Source organism: Pseudomonas mendocina, assembly GCF_900636545.1.
In the GTDB taxonomy this organism is placed as follows: domain Bacteria; phylum Pseudomonadota; class Gammaproteobacteria; order Pseudomonadales; family Pseudomonadaceae; genus Aquipseudomonas; species Aquipseudomonas mendocina.
Window position 1 is genome coordinate 636,305 of the sequence record NZ_LR134290.1, and the last position, 18,915, is coordinate 655,219.

The 18,915-nt window shown below is 59.4% G+C and carries 11 protein-coding genes and 1 pseudogene; 10 read left to right on the forward strand and 2 right to left on the reverse strand.

The genetic code is table 11. The features are described from left to right. Positions 1 to 2: 2 nt before the first annotated feature. Positions 3 to 2,414, reverse strand: a complete 2,412-nt coding sequence (locus tag EL191_RS02960; protein WP_041976365.1) for a penicillin-binding protein 1A — start codon at positions 2,412 to 2,414, stop codon at positions 3 to 5. Between the two features lie 181 nt (positions 2,415 to 2,595). Here EL191_RS02960 and EL191_RS02965 point away from each other — a divergent pair, with 181 nt between their 5' ends. The 10 genes and pseudogenes from EL191_RS02965 (at position 2,596) to EL191_RS03010 (ending at position 16,947) form a co-directional block, all read left to right on the forward strand. Then, positions 2,596 to 3,660, forward strand: coding sequence for a pilus assembly protein PilM (locus tag EL191_RS02965; protein ID WP_013713726.1), 1,065 nt, complete (start codon positions 2,596 to 2,598; stop codon positions 3,658 to 3,660). Continuing rightward, positions 3,660 to 4,244 carry a PilN domain-containing protein gene (locus tag EL191_RS02970; protein ID WP_017363399.1) on the forward strand — a complete coding sequence of 195 codons (585 nt, stop codon included), beginning with the start codon at positions 3,660 to 3,662 and terminating at the stop codon, positions 4,242 to 4,244. The genes EL191_RS02965 and EL191_RS02970 overlap by 1 nt, the downstream gene beginning before the upstream one ends. Further along, entirely contained in the window at positions 4,231 to 4,854 is a 624-nt protein-coding gene (gene pilO, locus EL191_RS02975) for a type 4a pilus biogenesis protein PilO (protein WP_017363398.1), read from the forward strand. Before EL191_RS02970 ends, pilO begins: the two co-directional genes overlap by 14 nt. Continuing rightward, positions 4,851 to 5,378, forward strand: coding sequence for a type 4a pilus biogenesis lipoprotein PilP (pilP, locus tag EL191_RS02980; protein WP_017363397.1), 528 nt, complete (start codon positions 4,851 to 4,853; stop codon positions 5,376 to 5,378). The genes pilO and pilP overlap by 4 nt, the downstream gene beginning before the upstream one ends. 54 nt (positions 5,379 to 5,432) lie before the next feature. Beyond that, positions 5,433 to 7,513: pseudogene (gene pilQ / locus EL191_RS02985) on the forward strand (type IV pilus secretin PilQ). 5 nt (positions 7,514 to 7,518) lie between these two features. Further along, positions 7,519 to 8,037 (forward strand): shikimate kinase AroK, encoded by a 519-nt coding sequence (gene aroK, locus EL191_RS02990; protein WP_026042192.1) that lies wholly within the window; start codon positions 7,519 to 7,521, stop codon positions 8,035 to 8,037. A 51-nt stretch (positions 8,038 to 8,088) separates the two neighbouring features. Next, positions 8,089 to 9,192 carry a 3-dehydroquinate synthase gene (gene aroB / locus EL191_RS02995; RefSeq protein ID WP_017363395.1) on the forward strand — a complete coding sequence of 368 codons (1,104 nt, stop codon included), beginning with the start codon at positions 8,089 to 8,091 and terminating at the stop codon, positions 9,190 to 9,192. A gap of 10 nt (positions 9,193 to 9,202) precedes the next feature. Further along, entirely contained in the window at positions 9,203 to 10,804 is a 1,602-nt protein-coding gene (locus EL191_RS03000; protein ID WP_041976371.1) for an AAA family ATPase, read from the forward strand. Between the two features lie 241 nt (positions 10,805 to 11,045). Then, positions 11,046 to 15,494: a glutamate synthase large subunit gene (gltB, locus tag EL191_RS03005; RefSeq protein WP_041976374.1), complete on the forward strand. Its 4,449-nt coding sequence runs from the start codon at positions 11,046 to 11,048 to the stop codon at positions 15,492 to 15,494. A 34-nt stretch (positions 15,495 to 15,528) separates the two neighbouring features. After that, complete coding sequence (locus EL191_RS03010) at positions 15,529 to 16,947, forward strand: FAD-dependent oxidoreductase (RefSeq protein ID WP_041976377.1); 1,419 nt, start codon at positions 15,529 to 15,531, stop codon at positions 16,945 to 16,947. Here the strand turns inward: EL191_RS03010 and EL191_RS03015 are convergent. Beyond that, positions 16,932 to 18,863 carry a sigma 54-interacting transcriptional regulator gene (locus EL191_RS03015; protein ID WP_041976379.1) on the reverse strand — a complete coding sequence of 644 codons (1,932 nt, stop codon included), beginning with the start codon at positions 18,861 to 18,863 and terminating at the stop codon, positions 16,932 to 16,934. The genes EL191_RS03010 and EL191_RS03015 overlap by 16 nt on opposite strands. Positions 18,864 to 18,915: the final 52 nt, after the last annotated feature.

The following is an 18,915-nucleotide window of genomic DNA, read 5'->3' on the forward strand; positions in this document are numbered from 1 at the left end:
CCCTAGAACAGATCGATCGGCGCCATCTCATCAGCCGGCAGCGGGCTGCCCGGGATGCCCATGCCGGGTTCGAACTCGCTCATCGGCGGCGGCGAGTCCTCGCTCTTGAACAGTTCGAAGTAGGCGTCCGGCGTGCCGGGTGCGGCGGCACGTCCGCTCACCGGGTCAACGCGCAGGGTCAGCAGGCCCTTGGGTTCCTTGGGTAGATGGCTCGGGCGATCCTTGAGGATGGGGCCCATGTAGTTCATCCAGATAGGCAGCGCCACAGTGCCGCCGTACTCATGTCGGCCCAAGCTTTCCGGCTGGTCGAAGCCGGCCCAGACAGTGGTGACGTAGTCGGCGTTGTAGCCGGAGAACCAGCTGTCCTTGGACTCGTTGGTGGTGCCGGTCTTGCCCGCCAGGTCGTTACGGCCCAGTGCCAGGGCGCGGCGACCAGTTCCGCGCTTGATCACGTCCTGCAGCATGCTGGTCATGATGTAGGCCGTGCGCTCGTCGATGATCTGCTCGGCTACCTTGGGTTCCTCCAGGGGCAGATCGTCGGCGGCGTTAACCGTCAGGTTGGCATTCTCCTCGGTCGGCTGGCTGCCCGGGACGCGCGCCGGGTTGGCGCGGAACAGCGGCTTGCCGTTGCGATCATCGATGCGTTCGATCAGGTAAGGCTCGATCTTGTAGCCGCCGTTGGCGAAGGTCGCCCAGCCTTCGGCAATTTCCATTGGCGTGAGGCTGGCGGTGCCTAGGGCCAGTGACAGGTTGCGTGGCAGGTCCTGTGGGGCGAAACCGAAGCGTTCGATGTAGCGCAGGCTGCGGTCGATGCCCATATCCTGCAGCAGGCGGATCGAGACCAGGTTGCGCGACTTGTACAGCGCCTCGCGCATGCGGATCGGGCCGAGGAAGGTGTTGTTGTCGTTCTTCGGTCGCCACTTCTGCGACAGGTAGTCGTCGGAGAGGATGATCGGCGCATCGTTGACCAGCGTTGCCGCGGTATAGCCGCTATCCAGTGCCGCGCTGTAGATGAAAGGTTTGAAGCTGGAGCCCGGCTGGCGCTTGGCCTGTACGGCACGGTTGTAGTTGCTCTGGTCGAAAGAGAAACCGCCGACCAGTGCCTGAATGGCGCCGCTGTAGGGATCGAGGGAAACCAGCGCACTTTGCGCCGCCGGTACCTGCGTAAAGCGCAGGCTGCCATCTTCCTGGCGCTGCACACGGACGATATCGCCGACCTGGGCGACATCGCCGGGTTGCTGCGGGCGTGGGCCAAGGCTGTTGGTATTAAGGAAGGGGCGCGCCCACTTCATGCTGTCCCAGGCCACAGCCTGTTCTTCGCCATTGCGGGTCAGCACCAGGATGCCGCTCTTCTCGACCTGGGTCACCACGGCAGGCTCCAGGCCGCCGATGCTGCGGAACTTGCCCAGTTCGGTGAGCCAGGTGTCACGTGTCATGCCTGGCAGGCGGCTCTCGGGGCCGCGGTAGCCATGGCGCTGATCGTAGGCGATCAGTCCGTCACGCAGCGCAGTGTTGGCCACTTCCTGCAGGTGGCTGGGGACGGTGGTGGTGACGTTGAAGCCTTCTGTATAGGCCTCGCTGCCATAGCGACCGACCATTTCCGCACGTGCCATCTCCGCTATATAAGGCGCGCTCAGTTCGGGGGCGGGCACGTGGTAGCGTGCATCGACTTCTTCGGCCAGCGCTTGCTCGTAACTGGCTTGGTCGATGCGGCCAAGGCGATACAGGCGGCCCAGAATCCAGTCGCGGCGCTCCTTGGCGCGAGTCGGGTTGACCAGTGGGTTGTAGCGCGAGGGAGCTTTCGGCAAGCCGGCAATCATCGCCATCTGTGCCAGGTTCAGGTCACGGATCGACTTGCCGTAGTAGACCTGGGCTGCGGCCTCGATGCCATAGGCGCGATGACCGAGATAGATCTTGTTGACGTACAGTTCGAGGATTTCGTCCTTACTCAGCTCGCGCTCGATCTGCAGGGCCAGGAGGATTTCGGTGGCCTTGCGCGAGAAGCTGCGCTCGCTGGTGAGGAAGAAGTTCTTCGCCACCTGCATGGTAATGGTGCTGCCACCGCTTTGAATCTGACCGCTTTTCAATAATTGCGTGGCAGCGCGCATCAGGCTGGTCACATCGACGCCATAATGATTGGCGAAATTATCGTCTTCTGCTGCCAGCAGGGCGCTGATGAATTCCTTGGGAATTTCGTCGAAGCGAATAGGCGAGCGGCGCATCTCGCCGAACTCGGCGATCAGCTTGGCATCGCTGCTGTAGACGCGTAGGGGAATCTGCAGCTGGACCTGGCGCAGCGACTCGACGGACGGAAGGGTCGGGCTAAGATAAAGAAACGCACCGCTGAAACTGAGCAACAGCCCACAAAAAACGGCAACGCAAGACCACCAGATGAACTTCAGCAGGCGTATCAAAATGTTCGGAATTCCAAGTAAAAGAATGAGTTAAGCAGGAGCCATGGCTCAAAGGGAAAAGCTGATCACATTATAAGCGTTTTTTTTCCCAGGGAGCCATTTGCGCTTCTGTCAAGACTGATATTTAATGTGGAAAAACATAAATAGTCCGTAAGTCGCGGATGCCAATAGGAAAACGGTCGTGCTAGGGCTCTTCACTAAGAAAGCGAATACGCTGCTGGGGATCGATATCAGCTCGACTTCGGTCAAGCTCCTCGAACTGAGTCGCTCGGGAAGCCGCTACAAGGTAGAGGCATACGCAGTCGAGCCGCTTCCGCCAAACGCAGTGGTCGAGAAGAACATCGCCGAGCTGGAGGGGGTCGGTCAGGCGCTTTCTCGCGTACTGGCCAAGGCCAAGAGTGGTGTCAAGACAGCAGCCGTTGCCGTTGCTGGTTCAGCCGTCATCACCAAGACCATCGAGATGGAAGCCGGGCTTTCCGAGGATGATCTGGAGAACCAGCTGAAGATTGAGGCCGACCAGTACATTCCCTACCCGCTGGAAGAGGTCGCCATCGACTTCGAAGTGCAGGGGCCCGCGCCGCGTAACCCCGAGCGAGTCGAAGTGCTGCTGGCTGCATGCCGCAAGGAAAACGTCGAGGTCCGCGAAGCGGCGCTGGCGCTTGCCGGCTTGACCGCAAAAGTGGTGGACGTCGAGGCGTACGCGCTGGAGCGTGCCTACAGCCTGCTGGAGGCGCAGCTGGGTGGTGGGCACGACGAACTGACGGTTGCGGTGGTGGATATCGGTGCGACCATGACCACGCTTAGCGTTCTGCACAACGGCCGCACCATCTATACCCGTGAGCAGCTATTCGGCGGCAAGCAACTGACGGAAGAAATCCAGCGCCGTTATGGCCTGTCCGTCGAGGAAGCTGGTCTTGCCAAGAAGCAAGGTGGTCTTCCAGATGACTACGACAGTGAAGTATTGCAACCGTTCAAAGAGGCGGTCGTTCAGCAGGTCTCTCGCTCGCTGCAGTTCTTCTTCGCTGCTGGGCAGTTCAATGATGTTGACTACATCCTCCTGGCTGGCGGCACTGCGTCCATCCCTGATCTTGATCGGCTGATCCAGCAGAAGATCGGTACGCAGACGCTAGTGGCCAATCCCTTTGCCGACATGGCGCTCAGCAGCAAGGTCAACGCCGGTGCGTTGGCCAGTGATGCGCCGGCACTGATGATTGCCTGTGGTCTGGCGATGAGGAGTTTCGACTGATGGCGCGGATTAACTTACTCCCGTGGCGCGAACAGCTGCGCGAAGAGCGTAAGCAGCGGTTCTTGGTTACGTTGGCTGGCGTGCTAGTCCTGGCAGTTGCGGTGGTGTTTCTAGGAGATCAATTGCTCAACGGTGCGATTGATCAGCAAAATGCTCGTAATAACTTCATTCAGTCTGAAATTTCTGTGCTGGATGCACGAATAAAAGAAATCAGTGAGCTGAAGACTCGCCGTCAGCAGCTTTTGGAGCGAATGAAAATTATCCAAGACCTACAGGGTAATCGACCAATAATCGGTCGTGTATTTGATCAATTAGTGAGGACTTTGCCTGACGGGGTTTATTTTACTAGCGTCAAGATGACGGGTAAGAATATTGCTATCTTGGGGGCGGCTGAATCCAATAATCGTGTGTCTAATCTCATGCGTAATTTGGAGTCGTCCGAGTGGCTGGAGTCGCCCAATCTGACCCAGGTCAAGGCTACGACGGCGGGGGCTATGGATCAGGCCAATATCTTTCAGTTGAGTGTGCAGCAGACCCAGCCTCCAGTTGATGTGGTTGAAGGTGATAAAAATGAGCCTCGCTGAATCTATCGAGAGTTTGCGTAACTTTGATCTGAATGATCTGGATCTAAATAATATAGGCAGCTGGCCTGCGGCTGTGAAAGTGATCATTTGTTCGTTGTTTTTCTTGTTGGTTGTTGGTGGTGGGTATTACTTTCATCTTAGCGATTTACAAAATTCTTTAGATGCTACTAAGGCTCAGGAGGAATCGCTTAAGCAGCAGTTTTCAACTAAAGCCTTTCAAGCTGCAAATCTCGAGGCTTATAAAGAGCAGATGGCGGAAATGGAGTTGTCTTTTGGTGCTTTGCTTCGGCAGTTGCCAAGTGACACTGAAGTGCCTGGGCTTTTGGAGGATATTACTCGTACCGGTCTGGGTAGTGGCTTGGAGTTTGAGGAGATTAAGCTGCTGCCTGAGGTTGTGCAGCAATTCTACATAGAGTTGCCGATACAAATTGCAGTGGAGGGTAGCTATCATGATCTTGCTACATTCGTTAGTGGTGTGGCTAGCCTTCCTCGAATAGTAACGTTGCACGACTTTGAAATAAAGCCTGCAGCTCAAGAAGGGTCATCTGTTTTGCGCATGACTGTTCTGGCGAAGACTTATCGTTATAACGATAAGGGGGTGGAAAAGTGAGGTTTGTCAGATTTGTTTTGCTTTTTCTTCTTTCAGTGGCACTGTTGGGGTGTGGTGGGCGTGAGGATTTCTCCGACTTGCAAGGTTTCATGGCGGAAGTTAAGGCGAGGCCAAAAGGCTCTATCGAGCCCTTACCCAAGTTTCAGCCCTATGAGGCTTTTTCCTACAGCGCTTCTTCCCTTCGCAGCCCATTTCAGCCTCCGATTAAGGTAGAGGCTGTGAGTCGTCCAAAAGGTTCAAAAGAGATCAAGCCTGATGAACGACGTGCTCGAGAGTTTCTTGAAGGGTTTAATATAGAGAGTTTCGAGATGGTTGGTACTCTTTCTAACGATGCCGGTACGTTTGCTCTGGTTAGCGGTGCAGGCGGGGTGCATCGAGTTAAGGTGGGGGATTACCTTGGAAGAAATCATGGCCGAATAGTGGCGGTGCAAGCTGCCGCTATCGAGGTTGTCGAAATAGTCCCTGATGGTGATGGTGGTTGGTTGGAGCGACCGCGAAGCCTTGCGCTCAAAGAGCGCTCTTAGAAAGGCGGAGTTCACATGAAAAAAAAATATCAGTCTGCGCAACGGAAACACATAATGAATATCTCGCTCTCGCAAGTTGGTTATGCGTTGTCAATGCTGTTTCTGTCTCCAGCATTGCTGGCGGCCAATTTGCAGCATCTTGACGTGGCTTCTTTGCCCGGTGATCGCGTTGAGCTTAAGCTACGGTTTGATGAACCTGTTGCTGCGCCTAGGGGATATACAATCGAGCAGCCAGCTCGGATCGCACTTGATCTTCCAGGCGTAACCAGTCAATTGGGTAGTAAGGGCCGCGAGCTTGGGATGGGTAACGCTAGAAGCGTAACTATTGTGGAGGCAAAGGATCGTACCCGCCTGATAGTTAATCTTACCTCGCTGGCTCCTTATAGCACCCGTGTTGAGGGTAATGATCTCTTCATTTTGGTGGGTGAAGGATCGGGAGTGCGTGGGGGGGGGCGTCGCGCTCGGTCTCGTCGATCAAACCGCCGGTCGTGACTGGCAGGGCTATTCGTAATCTTGATTTTCAGAGAGGGGAGCAGGGCGAGGGTAATGTTGTCATTGATCTTGCTGATTCCTCTATTAGTCCTGATATTCAAGATCAGGGAGGAAAGATTCGTTTGGATTTTGCAGGGACTCAGTTGCCTGAATCGCTAAGAGTTCGTTTGGACGTAAAAGATTTCGCTACGCCAGTGCAGTTTGTAAATGCTAGTGCTACTTCTGATAAGGCTAGTATCCTGATTGAGCCTGTCGGTATGTATGATTATCTGGTGTATCAAGCCGACAATAAGCTTACTGTCAGTGTTAAACCGTTGAGTGCTGCGGATCAGGAACAGAGAAAAGCTGATCAGTTTGCATATTCGGGCGAGAAATTGTCTTTGAATTTTCAAGACATTGACGTCCGGTCTGTTCTGCAGTTAATTGCGGACTTTACTGATCTGAATCTGGTTGCTAGTGATACTGTCAGGGGCAATATTACTCTGCGATTGCAGAATGTTCCTTGGGATCAGGCTCTTGACTTGGTTCTAAAAACCAAGGGGCTTGATCAGCGCAAGGTTGGCAATGTTCTTCTTGTTGCGCCGGCCGACGAAATTGCTGCACGCGAGCGGCAAGAGCTAGAGTCTCGTCGGCAGATTGCAGAGCTTGCTCCTCTGAGGCGGGAGCTGATCCAAGTCAACTACGCCAAAGCTGCGGATATGGCGAAGCTCTTTCAATCTGTAACCAGTGTTGATGGTGCTGCAGAGGATCGTGGGTCTATCACAGTTGATGATCGCACGAACAGCATAATTGCTTATCAGACTCAAGATCGTCTAGATGAGCTGCGACGTATTGTTGCTCAGCTGGATATACCTGTTCGACAGGTCATGATAGAAGCGCGCATCGTCGAGGCTAATGTTGATTATGAGAAGCAGATTGGTGTGAACTGGCGTGGGGCACGGGTTGGGGATAATAATTTTGTAATCGGTGGTCAGGGTGGTAATAGACCAGGTGCGCCAGGGTATGGTCAAAATCCGGGGGTGCAGAACCCGACTACATCACTGGGTAATTTCGTCGACCTTGGTGCCTCCAGTCCTACTTCTGGTTTTGGTATAGGATTCATTACTGACAACACCATTCTTGATCTTCAGCTTTCTGCAATGGAAGCAAGTGGTAATGGGGAGGTTGTTTCTCAGCCCAAGGTTGTAACCTCTGATAAGGAGACTGCCAAGATCCTCAAGGGTTCTGAGGTTCCCTATCAAGAAGCTAGTTCAAGTGGTGCTACTAGTACTTCGTTCAAAGAGGCTGCGCTCTCCCTTGAAGTTACTCCTCAGATTACACCTGATAATCGTATTCTTATTGAGGTAAAAGTGACCAAGGATGCGCCTGACTTTTCGCAGGCTGCTCAGACCGGGGGCGTGCCTTCAATTGCAAAAAATGAAGTCAATGCCAAGGTTCTTGTGTCTGATGGTGAAACAATCGTCATTGGTGGTGTCTTCTCTAATACGCAGAGCAAGTCGGTTGATAAGGTTCCGTTCTTGGGGGATTTGCCATATCTGGGGCGTTTGTTCCGACGTGATCTCGTGCAGGATAACAAGGAAGAGCTGTTGATTTTCCTTACTCCGCGTATCATGAACAACCAAGCCATAGCCGTGAATCAATGATCTAAGTGCGGAATGTAATCCTCGTAGGCCCGATGGGTGCTGGAAAGAGCACCATCGGGCGTTTGCTTGCCAAAGAGCTGCGTTTGCCTTTCAAGGACTCCGACAAGGAGATCGAGCAGCGTACCGGCGCCGATATTCCCTGGATCTTCGATGTCGAGGGAGAGCAGGGCTTTCGTGAGCGAGAGCAGGCGGTGATCGCTGAGCTGTCGATGCAGGACGGTCTTGTATTGGCCACTGGTGGTGGAGCCGTCATGCGTCCGGAGAACCGTCAGGCTCTGCATGCTGGTGGGCGAGTCGTTTACCTGCACACCTCCGTGGAGCAGCAGATCGACCGGACCTCGCGTGATCGTAATCGCCCGCTGTTGCGCACGGCCAATCCGGCTCAGGTGCTCAGGGATCTAATGGCGATGCGTGATCCCCTCTACCGAGAGGTGGCCGATATCGTCATAGAAACGGACGAGCGTCCGCCGCGTATGGTGGTTCAGGAAATTCTCTCGCGTCTGGAAGCCTTGTCGCCCCGTTAAAGCGCGGGGCGAACTGCGCTATCCTAGAGGCCTTTTTATTCTGGGGGCCTCATGCAGACTCTTCACGTTGATCTCGGCGAGCGCAGCTATCCCATTTATATCGGGGATGGCCTGCTGGCACGCCCCGAGTTGCTCGCGCGTCATATTGCCGGGCGGCAGGTGGCAGTGGTTACCAATGAAACCGTTGCGCCTCTGTATCTAGATGCGCTGATGCGCTCCTTGGAAGGCTTCAAGGTCGCCTCGGTGGTGTTGCCTGATGGCGAAGTCTTCAAGAACTGGGAAACCCTACAGCTGATTTTCGATGGTTTACTGACGGCTCGGCATGATCGGCGTACGACCGTTATCGCTCTTGGTGGTGGTGTGATTGGTGATATGGCCGGCTTCGCAGCTGCCTGTTATCAGCGGGGTGTGGATTTCATTCAGGTCCCGACGACTCTGTTGTCGCAGGTGGACTCCTCGGTGGGTGGCAAGACCGGGATCAATCACCCGCTGGGCAAGAACATGGTCGGTGCCTTCTACCAGCCCAAGGCTGTGCTGATCGACACCGCCAGCCTGCATACCTTGCCTGGGCGCGAGTTGTCCGCCGGTTTGGCGGAGGTCATCAAGTACGGTCTGATCTGTGACGAACCTTTCCTGGCTTGGCTCGAAGACAACATGGATGCGCTGCGCGCACTGGATGGCGTCGCACTGACCTATGCCATCGAGCGTTCTTGCGCAGCCAAAGCGCGAGTGGTGGGCGCTGACGAGCGTGAGTCTGGAGTGCGCGCCACCCTGAATCTGGGGCACACCTTCGGCCATGCCATTGAGACCGAGCAGGGCTATGGCGTGTGGCTGCACGGCGAGGCCGTTGCCGCCGGAACGGTGATGGCGCTGGAAATGTCCCATCGGCTTGGTTGGTTGTCCGTTGCTGATCGGGACCGTGGCGTGCGCCTGTTGCAGGCTGCCGGTCTGCCGGTGGTGCCGCCGCAAGACATGACACCCGAGCAGTTCCTGGATCATATGGCGGTGGACAAGAAAGTACTTGATGGTCAGTTGCGCCTCGTGTTGCTCAAGCGTCTGGGTGAGGCGGTAGTGACTGCGGATTACCCGCGCGAAATTCTCGACGCCACGTTGCGTAGCGACTACGCCGCGCTGGCTCAGTCGTCCAACTCTTGAAGAGTGATTCATGACCAGTTTGCATGCTGACGAAGCTTTCCTGGCCCATTACCAGTTCAGCCACGACCCTTTTGCTCCTCGAGTACCTGGCTTCAAGTTCTTCCCTGCGCAACGCAAGCCGGTGTTGGGGCAGTTGCATCACCTGGCGCGCTACAGCCAGCTCCTGCTCGCGGTGGTGGGGCCTGAGGGCAGCGGCAAGACGCTGTTGCGTCAGGCGCTGGTCGCGAGCACCAACAAGCAGGCGGTGCAGAGCGTCGTGATTGCGCAGGGTGTCGCGGATAGCGAGTCGCTGCTACGCCAGGTGGCGCAGGGCTTGTCCATCGCTCAGGCCGATGTTCGCTCGATTCTGGCGCAGGTCGGACAGCTGGCGCTGACTGGCCAGGAGGTTTACCTGCTGGTCGATGATGCGGACCAGCTGGATGATGTCGCGCTAAAGAATCTCCTGGTGCTCGCTGCCGGCGGCGACGAGGGGCGTCCGCACGTTTTTCTATTTGCCGAGCATGAATTGCTGGCTCGGCTGGAGGCTCTGGCGGGAGGCGAAGAGTGCTATCACGCGATCGAGCTCCAGCCCTATGCCGAGGACGAAACGCGCGAATACCTTGCGCAGCGGCTGGAAGGGGCCGGGCAGGATATTGGTCTGTTGACCGATGAGCAGATCGAGGATATCCACGCGCGCTCCCAGGGGTGGCCGGGTGCGATCAATCAGGAAGCGCGTGAGTTGCTGGTCGAGCAGATGCTTGCGCAGCGGGCTGCCGGGCGAGGTGCCGCAGGTGGTGGCTTCGCCTTGCCGAAGAAGCATCTGCTGGCACTTGCAGTCGTCCTGGTGGGTGTCGCTGCCGCCTGGTTCATGCAGGGGCGCGAATCTTCCTCGTCTGCGCCGGTAGCCAGCAATACATCTCTACCCTTGCAATCTTCCACTCCGGCCGTCGAGGCTGAAGAGCCTGTGCAGGCGCCAGCTGCAGAGAGCCGTGCGCCCGCCATCGAGTTCGCGGGTGCAAGCCAGCCGCTGCCTTTGCCGCTGGTAGGGGAGTCGCAGGCTGTGATTCGCCAGCCGTTGGCTGAAGCGGCTGGAGAAGAATTGGATGACTTCGAGCCACCGGCTTCGCCTGAGTCCTCGACAGTGACTTTGCCATCTGCCCCAATCGCTGCTGCACCTGCACCTGCACCTGCACCTGCACCTGCACCTGCACCTGCACCTGCACCTGCACCTGCACCTGCACCTGCACCTGCAGTGGTGAAGCAGCCCGAACCTGCGGAGTCCAAGCCCGCTCCGGTTCCAGCTCCTGCGCCTAAACCAGCGCCTGCTCCGGCCGCGGCGTCAAGCGCGGCAGCGGGTGGCTGGTATGCGCAGCAGCCGGCGTCCCGCTACGCCTTGCAGGTGGTTGGATCGCGTTCGGAGGCCAATATTCAGGCGCTGGTGCGTGAGGGGGGCAGCGAGTATCACTACTTCAAGAAGATCCATCAGGGCCAGCCGCTGTATGTGCTGACTTACGGTAGTTTCTCCAGTCGCGATGCCGCGCAGGCGGCAGTGAAAACCTTGCCGGCCAAGCTGCAGGCGGGCAAGCCCTGGCCGCGTACGCTGGGCAGCATCCAGCAGGAGATGAGCCGCTAGAAGTCTCCTTCCTCAGCATGACTGCATGGTCGTTAGCACGACCTTGCAGTCTTATCCTTCGTTTTTGCGACATAAATTTTCACCCCTTCGCCACGAAAATTTGTGACGGGATGGGTGGATATGTACAATGACCTCCCTTTTGCCCTGTGCAAAGCTGGCCCGTGCCCGCTTTTCGGGTTTAAGTAATTGAATTAGAAAGTAATTTGCCTGAAGTCTAGGCAGCCTGGTGAGAGTTTCCCCTATGAAAGCAGGTTTGTACCGTCCTGATGAGTTCAAGGATAACTGCGGCTTCGGCTTGATCGCCCACATGCAAGGTGAGGCTAGTCATCACCTGCTCAAGACCGCTATTGAGGCCCTCACCTGCATGACTCACCGCGGCGGTATCAACGCCGACGGCAAGACCGGTGATGGCTGCGGCCTGCTGATCCAGAAGCCCGATCAATTCCTGCGTGCCATCGCCCAGGAGCAATTCGGTGTCGAACTGCCCGGGCAATATGCCGTGGGCATGGTGTTCTTCAATCAGGACTCGGCCAAGGCCGAAGCCGCGCGCGAAAACATGAACCGCGAAATCCTCGCGGCCGGTCTGCAACTGGTGGGTTGGCGCAAGGTGCCGATCGACACCAGCGTGCTTGGCCAGTTGGCGCTGGAGCGCCTGCCGCAGATCGAGCAGGTGTTCATCGGCGGTGAAGGTCTGAGCGACCAGGAATTCGCCATCAAGCTATTCAGCGCACGCCGTCGCTCGTCGGTGGCCAATGCCGACGACAGCGATCACTACATCTGCAGCTTTTCGCACAAGACCATCATCTATAAAGGTCTGATGATGCCGGCGGATCTGCAGCAGTTCTATCCGGATCTGGGTGACGAGCGCCTGAAGACCGCCATCGCGGTCTTCCACCAGCGCTTCTCCACCAACACCCTGCCGAAGTGGCCGCTGGCGCAGCCGTTCCGTTATCTCGCGCACAACGGCGAGATCAACACCATCACCGGCAACCGTAACTGGGCGCAGGCCCGTCGCACCAAGTTCGCCAACGAGCTGATCCCTGATCTCGACGAGCTGGGCCCGCTGGTCAACCGCGTCGGCTCCGACTCCTCGAGCATGGACAATATGCTCGAACTGATGGTTACCGGCGGCATCGACCTGTTCCGTGGCCTGCGCATGATCATTCCGCCGGCCTGGCAGAACGTCGAAACCATGGACGCCGACCTGCGCGCGTTCTACGAATACAACTCCATGCACATGGAGCCCTGGGATGGCCCGGCCGGCGTGGTGCTTACCGATGGCCGCCATGCCGTGTGCCTGCTCGACCGTAACGGTCTGCGCCCGGCGCGCTGGGTCACCACCAAGAACGGCTACATCACCCTGGCGTCGGAAATCGGCGTGTGGGACTACCAGCCCGAGGACGTCATCGCCAAGGGCCGTGTCGGCCCGGGGCAGATTCTTGCCGTCGATACCGAGACCGGCCAGGTGCTGGATACCGAGTCCATCGACAGCCGCCTGAAGTCGCGTCACCCCTACAAACTGTGGCTGCGCAAGCATGCCCAGCGCATCAAGGCGACGCTGGAAGACCGTGACCATGGTTCGGCCTTCTATGACCCGGATCAGCTCAAGCAGTACATGAAGATGTTCCAGGTCACCTTCGAGGAGCGTGACCAGGTGCTGCGTCCGCTCGGTGAGCAGGGGCAGGAAGCTGTCGGTTCCATGGGTGACGACACGCCGATGGCCGTGCTCAGCCAGCGCGTGCGCTCGCCCTACGATTACTTCCGCCAGCAGTTCGCGCAGGTCACCAACCCGCCGATCGACCCGCTGCGCGAGGCGATCGTCATGTCCCTGGAAATCTGCCTGGGCGCCGAACGCAATATCTTCAGCGAGTCGCCGGAGCACGCCACTCGCGTGATCCTCAGCAGCCCGGTGATCTCGCCGGCCAAGTGGCGCGCGCTGATGAACCTGGATCGCCCCGGCTTCGACCGTCATGTCATCGACATGAACTACGACGAGTCGCTGGGGCTGGAAGCCGCCGTGCGCAATATGGCCGACCAGGCCGAGGAAGCCGTGCGTGCCGGCAAGGTGCTGCTGGTACTGACCGACCGTCACATTGCTCCTGGCAAGCTGCCGGCGCATGCCGCGCTGGTCACTGGCGCCGTGCATCACCGCCTGACCGAGAAAGGTCTGCGCTGCGACTGCAACATCCTGGTGGAAACCGCCACTGCGCGTGACCCGCACCACTATGCCGTGCTGCTGGGCTTCGGCGCCTCGGCGGTGTATCCGTTCCTGGCTTACGAAGTGCTGGGCGACTTGATCCGCACCGGCGAAGTGCTGGGCGATCTGTACGAAGTCTTCAAGTACTACCGCAAGGGCATCTCCAAGGGCCTGCTGAAGATCCTGTCGAAGATGGGCATCTCCACGGTCGCGTCCTACCGCGGTGCGCAACTGTTCGAGGCGGTTGGTCTGGCTGACGAAGTCACCGAATTGTGCTTCCGGGGTGTGGCCAGCCGCATCCAGGGCGCGCGTTTCGTCGATATCGAGAGCGAGCAGAAGCTGCTGTCCCAGGAGGCCTGGAACAACCGCAAGGCGATCCAGCAGGGGGGGCTGCTCAAGTTCGTCTACGGCGGCGAATACCATGCCTACAACCCCGACGTGGTGCGCACGCTGCAGGAAGCCGTGCAGCAGGGCAACTACGAGAAGTACAAGGCATACTCGACGCTGGTCGATACCCGTCCGGTATCGATGATCCGCGACCTGCTCAAGGTCAAGGAATCCGCCACGCCGATCAGTCTCGACGAAGTCGAGCCGCTGCAGTCGATCTTCAAACGCTTCGATGCCGCTGGTATCTCCCTCGGCGCGCTGTCGCCAGAGGCGCACGAGGCGCTGGCCGAGGCTATGAACCGCCTGGGTGGTCGCTCCAACTCCGGTGAGGGCGGCGAAGACCCGGCCCGCTACGGCACCATCAAGAGCTCGAAGATCAAGCAGGTGGCCACCGGCCGCTTTGGCGTGACCCCGGAATACCTGGTCAACGCCGAAGTGCTGCAGATCAAGGTGGCCCAGGGTGCCAAGCCCGGCGAGGGCGGCCAGCTGCCGGGCGGCAAGGTCAATGGTCTGATCGCCAAGCTGCGCTACGCGGTACCGGGCGTGACCCTGATCTCGCCGCCGCCGCACCATGACATCTACTCGATCGAAGACCTAGCGCAGCTGATCTATGACCTCAAGCAGGTCAACCCGAAGGCGCTGGTATCGGTCAAGCTGGTGGCGGAAGCCGGTGTTGGCACCATCGCCGCCGGTGTGGCCAAGGCCTACGCCGACCTGATCACCATCTCCGGTTACGACGGTGGTACCGGCGCCTCGCCGCTGACCTCCATCCGTTACGCTGGTGCGCCTTGGGAACTGGGCCTGGCCGAAACCCACCAGACCCTGCGCGGCAACGACCTGCGCGGCAAGGTGCGGGTACAGACCGACGGTGGTCTGAAGACCGGCCTGGACGTGATCAAGGCAGCCATCCTCGGTGCCGAGAGCTTCGGCTTCGGTACTGCGCCGATGGTGGCCCTGGGCTGCAAATACCTGCGTATCTGCCACCTGAACAACTGCGCCACCGGCGTGGCCACGCAGAACGACAAGCTGCGCAAGGATCACTTCATCGGCACCGTCGAGATGGTGATGAACTTCTTCACCTACGTCGCCGAGGAAACCCGCGAGTGGCTGGCCAAGCTGGGCGTGCGCAGCCTGGAAGAGCTGATCGGCCGTACCGACCTGCTCGAAGTGCTGCCGGGCGAAACCGCCAAACAGGGCAACCTGGATCTGTCGCCGCTGCTGGCCAGCGCACACATCCCGGCTGACAAGCCGCAGTTCTGCCAGGTGCCGAAGAACCCGCCGTTCGACGAAGGCCTGCTGGCCGAGAAGATGGTGGAAATGGCCAAGGACGCCATCGCCGGCAAGACCGGTGGTGAGTACGAGCTGGACATCGGTAACTGCGACCGCTCCATCGGTGCGCGCATTTCCGGTGAGATCGCCCGTGTGCATGGCAACCAGGGCATGGTTGATGCGCCGATCACTTTCCGCTTCAAGGGCACTGCCGGTCAGAGCTTCGGTGTGTGGAACGCCGGTGGTCTGCACCTGCGCCTGGAAGGCGACGCCAACGACTACGTCGGCAAGGGCATGACTGCAGGCAAGATCGTCATCACCCCGCCTGCCGGCAGCCCGTTCGCCACCGAGGACAGCGCCATTATCGGCAATACCTGCCTGTACGGCGCCACGGGTGGCAAGTTGTTCGCCACCGGTACCGCGGGTGAGCGTTTCGCTGTGCGTAACTCCGGCGCCCACGCCGTGGTGGAAGGCACTGGCGACCACTGCTGCGAGTACATGACCGGCGGTTTCGTCTGCGTGCTGGGCAAGACCGGCTACAACTTCGGCTCGGGCATGACCGGCGGCTTCGCCTACGTGCTCGATCTGGACAACGGCTTCTACGACCGCGTCAACCACGAGCTGGTGGAAATCCAACGCATCAACAACGAAGCGATGGAGGCCTACCGCAGCCACCTGGAAAGCGTGCTGGCCGAGTATGTCGAGGAAACCGGTAGCGAGTGGGGCCAGAACCTGCTGGAAAACCTGGACGATTACCTGCGCAAGTTCTGGCTGGTGAAACCGAAAGCGGCCAGTCTGAAGTCGCTGCTGTCCAGCACCCGTGCCAACCCGCAATAAGAATGCGCCTGAAGTGGTTTGATGAGGTAATGCAATGACTGAACGTCTGAATAACGACTTCCAGTTCATCGAAGTCGGGCGCAAAGACCCGAAGAAGAAACTGCTGCGTCAGCGCAAGAAGGAGTTCGTCGAGATCTACGACAACTTCAAGCCGGCGCAAGCTGCAGACCAGGCGCATCGCTGCCTGGGCTGCGGCAACCCTTATTGCGAGTGGAAGTGCCCGGTGCACAACTTCATTCCGAACTGGCTGAAGCTGGTGTCGGAAGGCAACATCCTGGCCGCCGCTGAGCTCTCGCACCAGACCAACACCCTGCCGGAAGTCTGCGGCCGCGTGTGCCCGCAGGATCGCCTCTGCGAAGGTGCCTGCACCCTCAATGACGGCTTCGGCGCGGTGACCATCGGTTCGGTGGAGAAGTACATCACCGACACCGCCTTCGCCATGGGCTGGCGCCCGGACATGTCCAAGGTCAAACCGACCGGCAAGCGTGTCGCGGTGATCGGTGCCGGCCCGGCCGGCCTGGGCTGCGCCGACGTGCTGGTGCGCAACGGCGTGACCCCGGTGGTGTTCGACAAGAACCCGGAAATCGGTGGCCTGCTGACCTTCGGCATCCCCGAGTTCAAGCTGGAAAAAACCGTGCTCAGCCGCCGTCGTGAAGTCTTCACCGGCATGGGTATCGAGTTCCGCCTGAACACCGAGATCGGCAAGGACGTGACCATGCAGCAACTGCTGGATGAGTACGATGCCGTGTTCATGGGCATGGGCACCTACACCTACATGAAGGGTGGCTTCCCGGGTGAGGATCTGCCGGGCGTCTATGACGCGCTGGACTTCCTCATCGCCAACGTCAACCGCAACCTCGGTTTCGAGAAGTCGCCGGAAGATTTCATCGATATGAAGGGCAAGCGCGTCGTGGTGCTGGGCGGTGGTGACACCGCGATGGACTGCAACCGCACCTCGATCCGTCAGGGCGCCAAGGCCGTGACCTGCGCCTACCGTCGTGACGAAGAGAACATGCCGGGCTCGCGCAAGGAAGTGAAGAACGCCAAGGAAGAGGGCGTGAAGTTCCTCTTCAACCGCCAGCCCATCGCCATCGTCGGCGACGGCAAGGTGGAAGGCATCAAGGTGGTCGAGACCCGTCTCGGCGAACCGGATGCCCGTGGCCGCCGCAGCCCCGAGCCGATCCCGGGCTCCGAGGAAGTCATCCCGGCCGAGGCCGTGCTGATCGCCTTCGGTTTCCGTCCGAGCCCGGCGCCCTGGTTCGAGCAGTTCGAGATCCAGACCGACAGCCAGGGTCGCGTTGTGGCGCCCGAGCAGTCGCAGTTCAAGCACCAGACTAGCAACCCGAAGATCTTCGCCGGTGGCGACATGGTGCGTGGCTCCGACCTGGTGGTGACGGCGATCTTCGAGGGTAGGAACGCCGCCGAAGGCATCCTCGACTACCTGGGCGTCTGATTCGTCTCGTACCTGCGCGGCTGCGACTTACGCGGTCGGTAGTCGCGCGGGTCGATGGCGAAGCTCTCCAGGCGTGAGCGCAGGGTCGTTGGCTTCAGCTCCAGCAACCGCGCCGCGCCGTCCTTCCCCGATATCCTGCCCGCACAGGCCTTCAATGCTGCGATCAGGTTTTCGCGCATCTGCCGGCGTTGCTCGCCCTGAGTGAAAATCCGCATTTCCTGTTCCACCTGTGGCTGTGACGGCGCGTCGTTGCCGCTGTCGTTGGGCAGATCAAGGCGCAGCCGGGTGCCGGGCGAAATGATCACGGCGCGCTCGATCAGGTTCTCCAGCTCACGAATGTTGCCCGGCCAGGAATAGGCTTGCAGGCGTTGGATGTCGGCCAGGCGCAGGCTGGGCTCGGGGCGGTTGAGCTGACGACAGGCGCGGCCGAGAAAGTGCTGGGCCAGCGGCGGAATGTCTTCCGGGCGCTGGCGCAGCGGCGCCGACTCGATGGGGAAGACGTTGAGGCGAAAGTACAGGTCTTCACGGAAGCGGCCGGCACGCACTTCCTGGCGCAGGTCGCGGTTGGTGGCGGCGATCACGCGTACATCCACCTGGCGGGTGCGGTTGTCGCCGACTCGTTCCAGCTGCTGTTCCTGCAGCACGCGCAATAGCTTGCTCTGCAGCTCCAGAGGAATTTCGCCGACCTCGTCGAGAAACAGCGTGCCGCCGTCGGCCAGCTCGAAACGCCCGACGCGGTCGTTCAGTGCGCCGGTGAAGGCGCCGCGGATATGGCCGAAGAACTCGCTCTCGAACAGCTCGCGCGGTACCGCCGCGCAGTTCACCCGGATCAGCGGGCGGCGGCTGCGCCCGCTGTTGTCGTGAATGGCGCGGGCGATCAGCTCCTTGCCGGTGCCTGACTCGCCGGTGATCAGCACGTTGGCGCCGGTGGGGGCGACCAGTTCGATCTGGTGGATCACCTGCTGCATGGCAGCGCTGCGTCCGACCAGATCGTGCTGGGCGTACTCGCCGCGAATTTCCTCCTGCAGGTAGGCATTCTCCAGTTCCAGGCGTTGCTTGAGCTGCTGTACCTCGCTCAGGGCCTGGCGCAGCCGGCACTCGGTTTCCAGGCGCTCGCTGATGTCGCGAAACACCACCACGGCGCCGACCAGTTCGCCGTCGTCGCGCAGCGGCGTGCTGGTGTAATCCACCGGGATCGGCTTGCCATCCTTGTTCCAGAACACCTCGTCGGCCACCTGGTGCACCTCGCCGTCGTTGAAGGCGGCATAGATCGGACAGGTATGGCCGTCGTAGGTGCTGCCGTCGGGATGGTGGTGGTGAATCAGGTCGTGAATGTTGTGGCCGATCAGGTCGTCGGCACGCCAGCCGAGAATGCGTTCGGCTGCCGGATTGACGAAGGTGGTCTCGCCATTGCGGTTGACGCCATAAATGCCCTCGCCAGCGGCGCCGAGGATCAGCTGATTCTGCCGCTCGAACTGGCGGAAGATGCGTTCCACGCCCTGCCATTCGAGCAGTCCCTGGCGTTGATAGCGCTCGGCTTCGGCCAGCCCGCGCAGGGCATCCAGGCGACGGCGCTGCTGGATCAGCAGGCCGAGCAGGCTAGCGCCGTCATGTTCCAGCCGGCTGCCGTCGATTTCCACCTCCAGGCGCTCGCCATCGCGACGTAGCAGCCCGAGGCCGTCGCGCCAGGCAGCGCCGCGCACCTGCACTTCCTCGGTGAAGGTGACCAGTGCTCCGAGGTCATGCGCCCAGAGACGGCTGGCGCGCAGTGTGAGCAACTCTTCCTGTGGCCAGCCGAGCAGGGCGCAACAGGCTGGATTGGCATGCAGGATACGGTCGCAGGTAGGGTCGATGACCAGGCTGGCGCTCTGCATATGTTGCAAGAACAACTGACTGGCGGCATTGGGATCGGGCATCGTGGAACTCTCGGGATTGGCCTTTCAGTTCGTTATCCAAAGGACGTGCCAG

What these genes read in the sequence shown, in the direction of transcription:
- pilO (WP_017363398.1), top strand. Translation starts at nt 4,231, where the DNA reads ATGAGCCTCGCTGAATCTATCGAGAGTTTGCGTAACTTTGATCTGAAT.
- EL191_RS03000 (WP_041976371.1), top strand. Translation starts at nt 9,203, where the DNA reads ATGACCAGTTTGCATGCTGACGAAGCTTTCCTGGCCCATTACCAGTTC.
- EL191_RS03010 (WP_041976377.1), top strand. Translation starts at nt 15,529, where the DNA reads ATGACTGAACGTCTGAATAACGACTTCCAGTTCATCGAAGTCGGGCGC.
- EL191_RS02970 (WP_017363399.1), top strand. Translation starts at nt 3,660, where the DNA reads ATGGCGCGGATTAACTTACTCCCGTGGCGCGAACAGCTGCGCGAAGAG.
- gltB (WP_041976374.1), top strand. Translation starts at nt 11,046, where the DNA reads ATGAAAGCAGGTTTGTACCGTCCTGATGAGTTCAAGGATAACTGCGGC.
- EL191_RS03015 (WP_041976379.1), bottom strand. Translation starts at nt 18,863, where the DNA reads ATGCCCGATCCCAATGCCGCCAGTCAGTTGTTCTTGCAACATATGCAG.
- aroB (WP_017363395.1), top strand. Translation starts at nt 8,089, where the DNA reads ATGCAGACTCTTCACGTTGATCTCGGCGAGCGCAGCTATCCCATTTAT.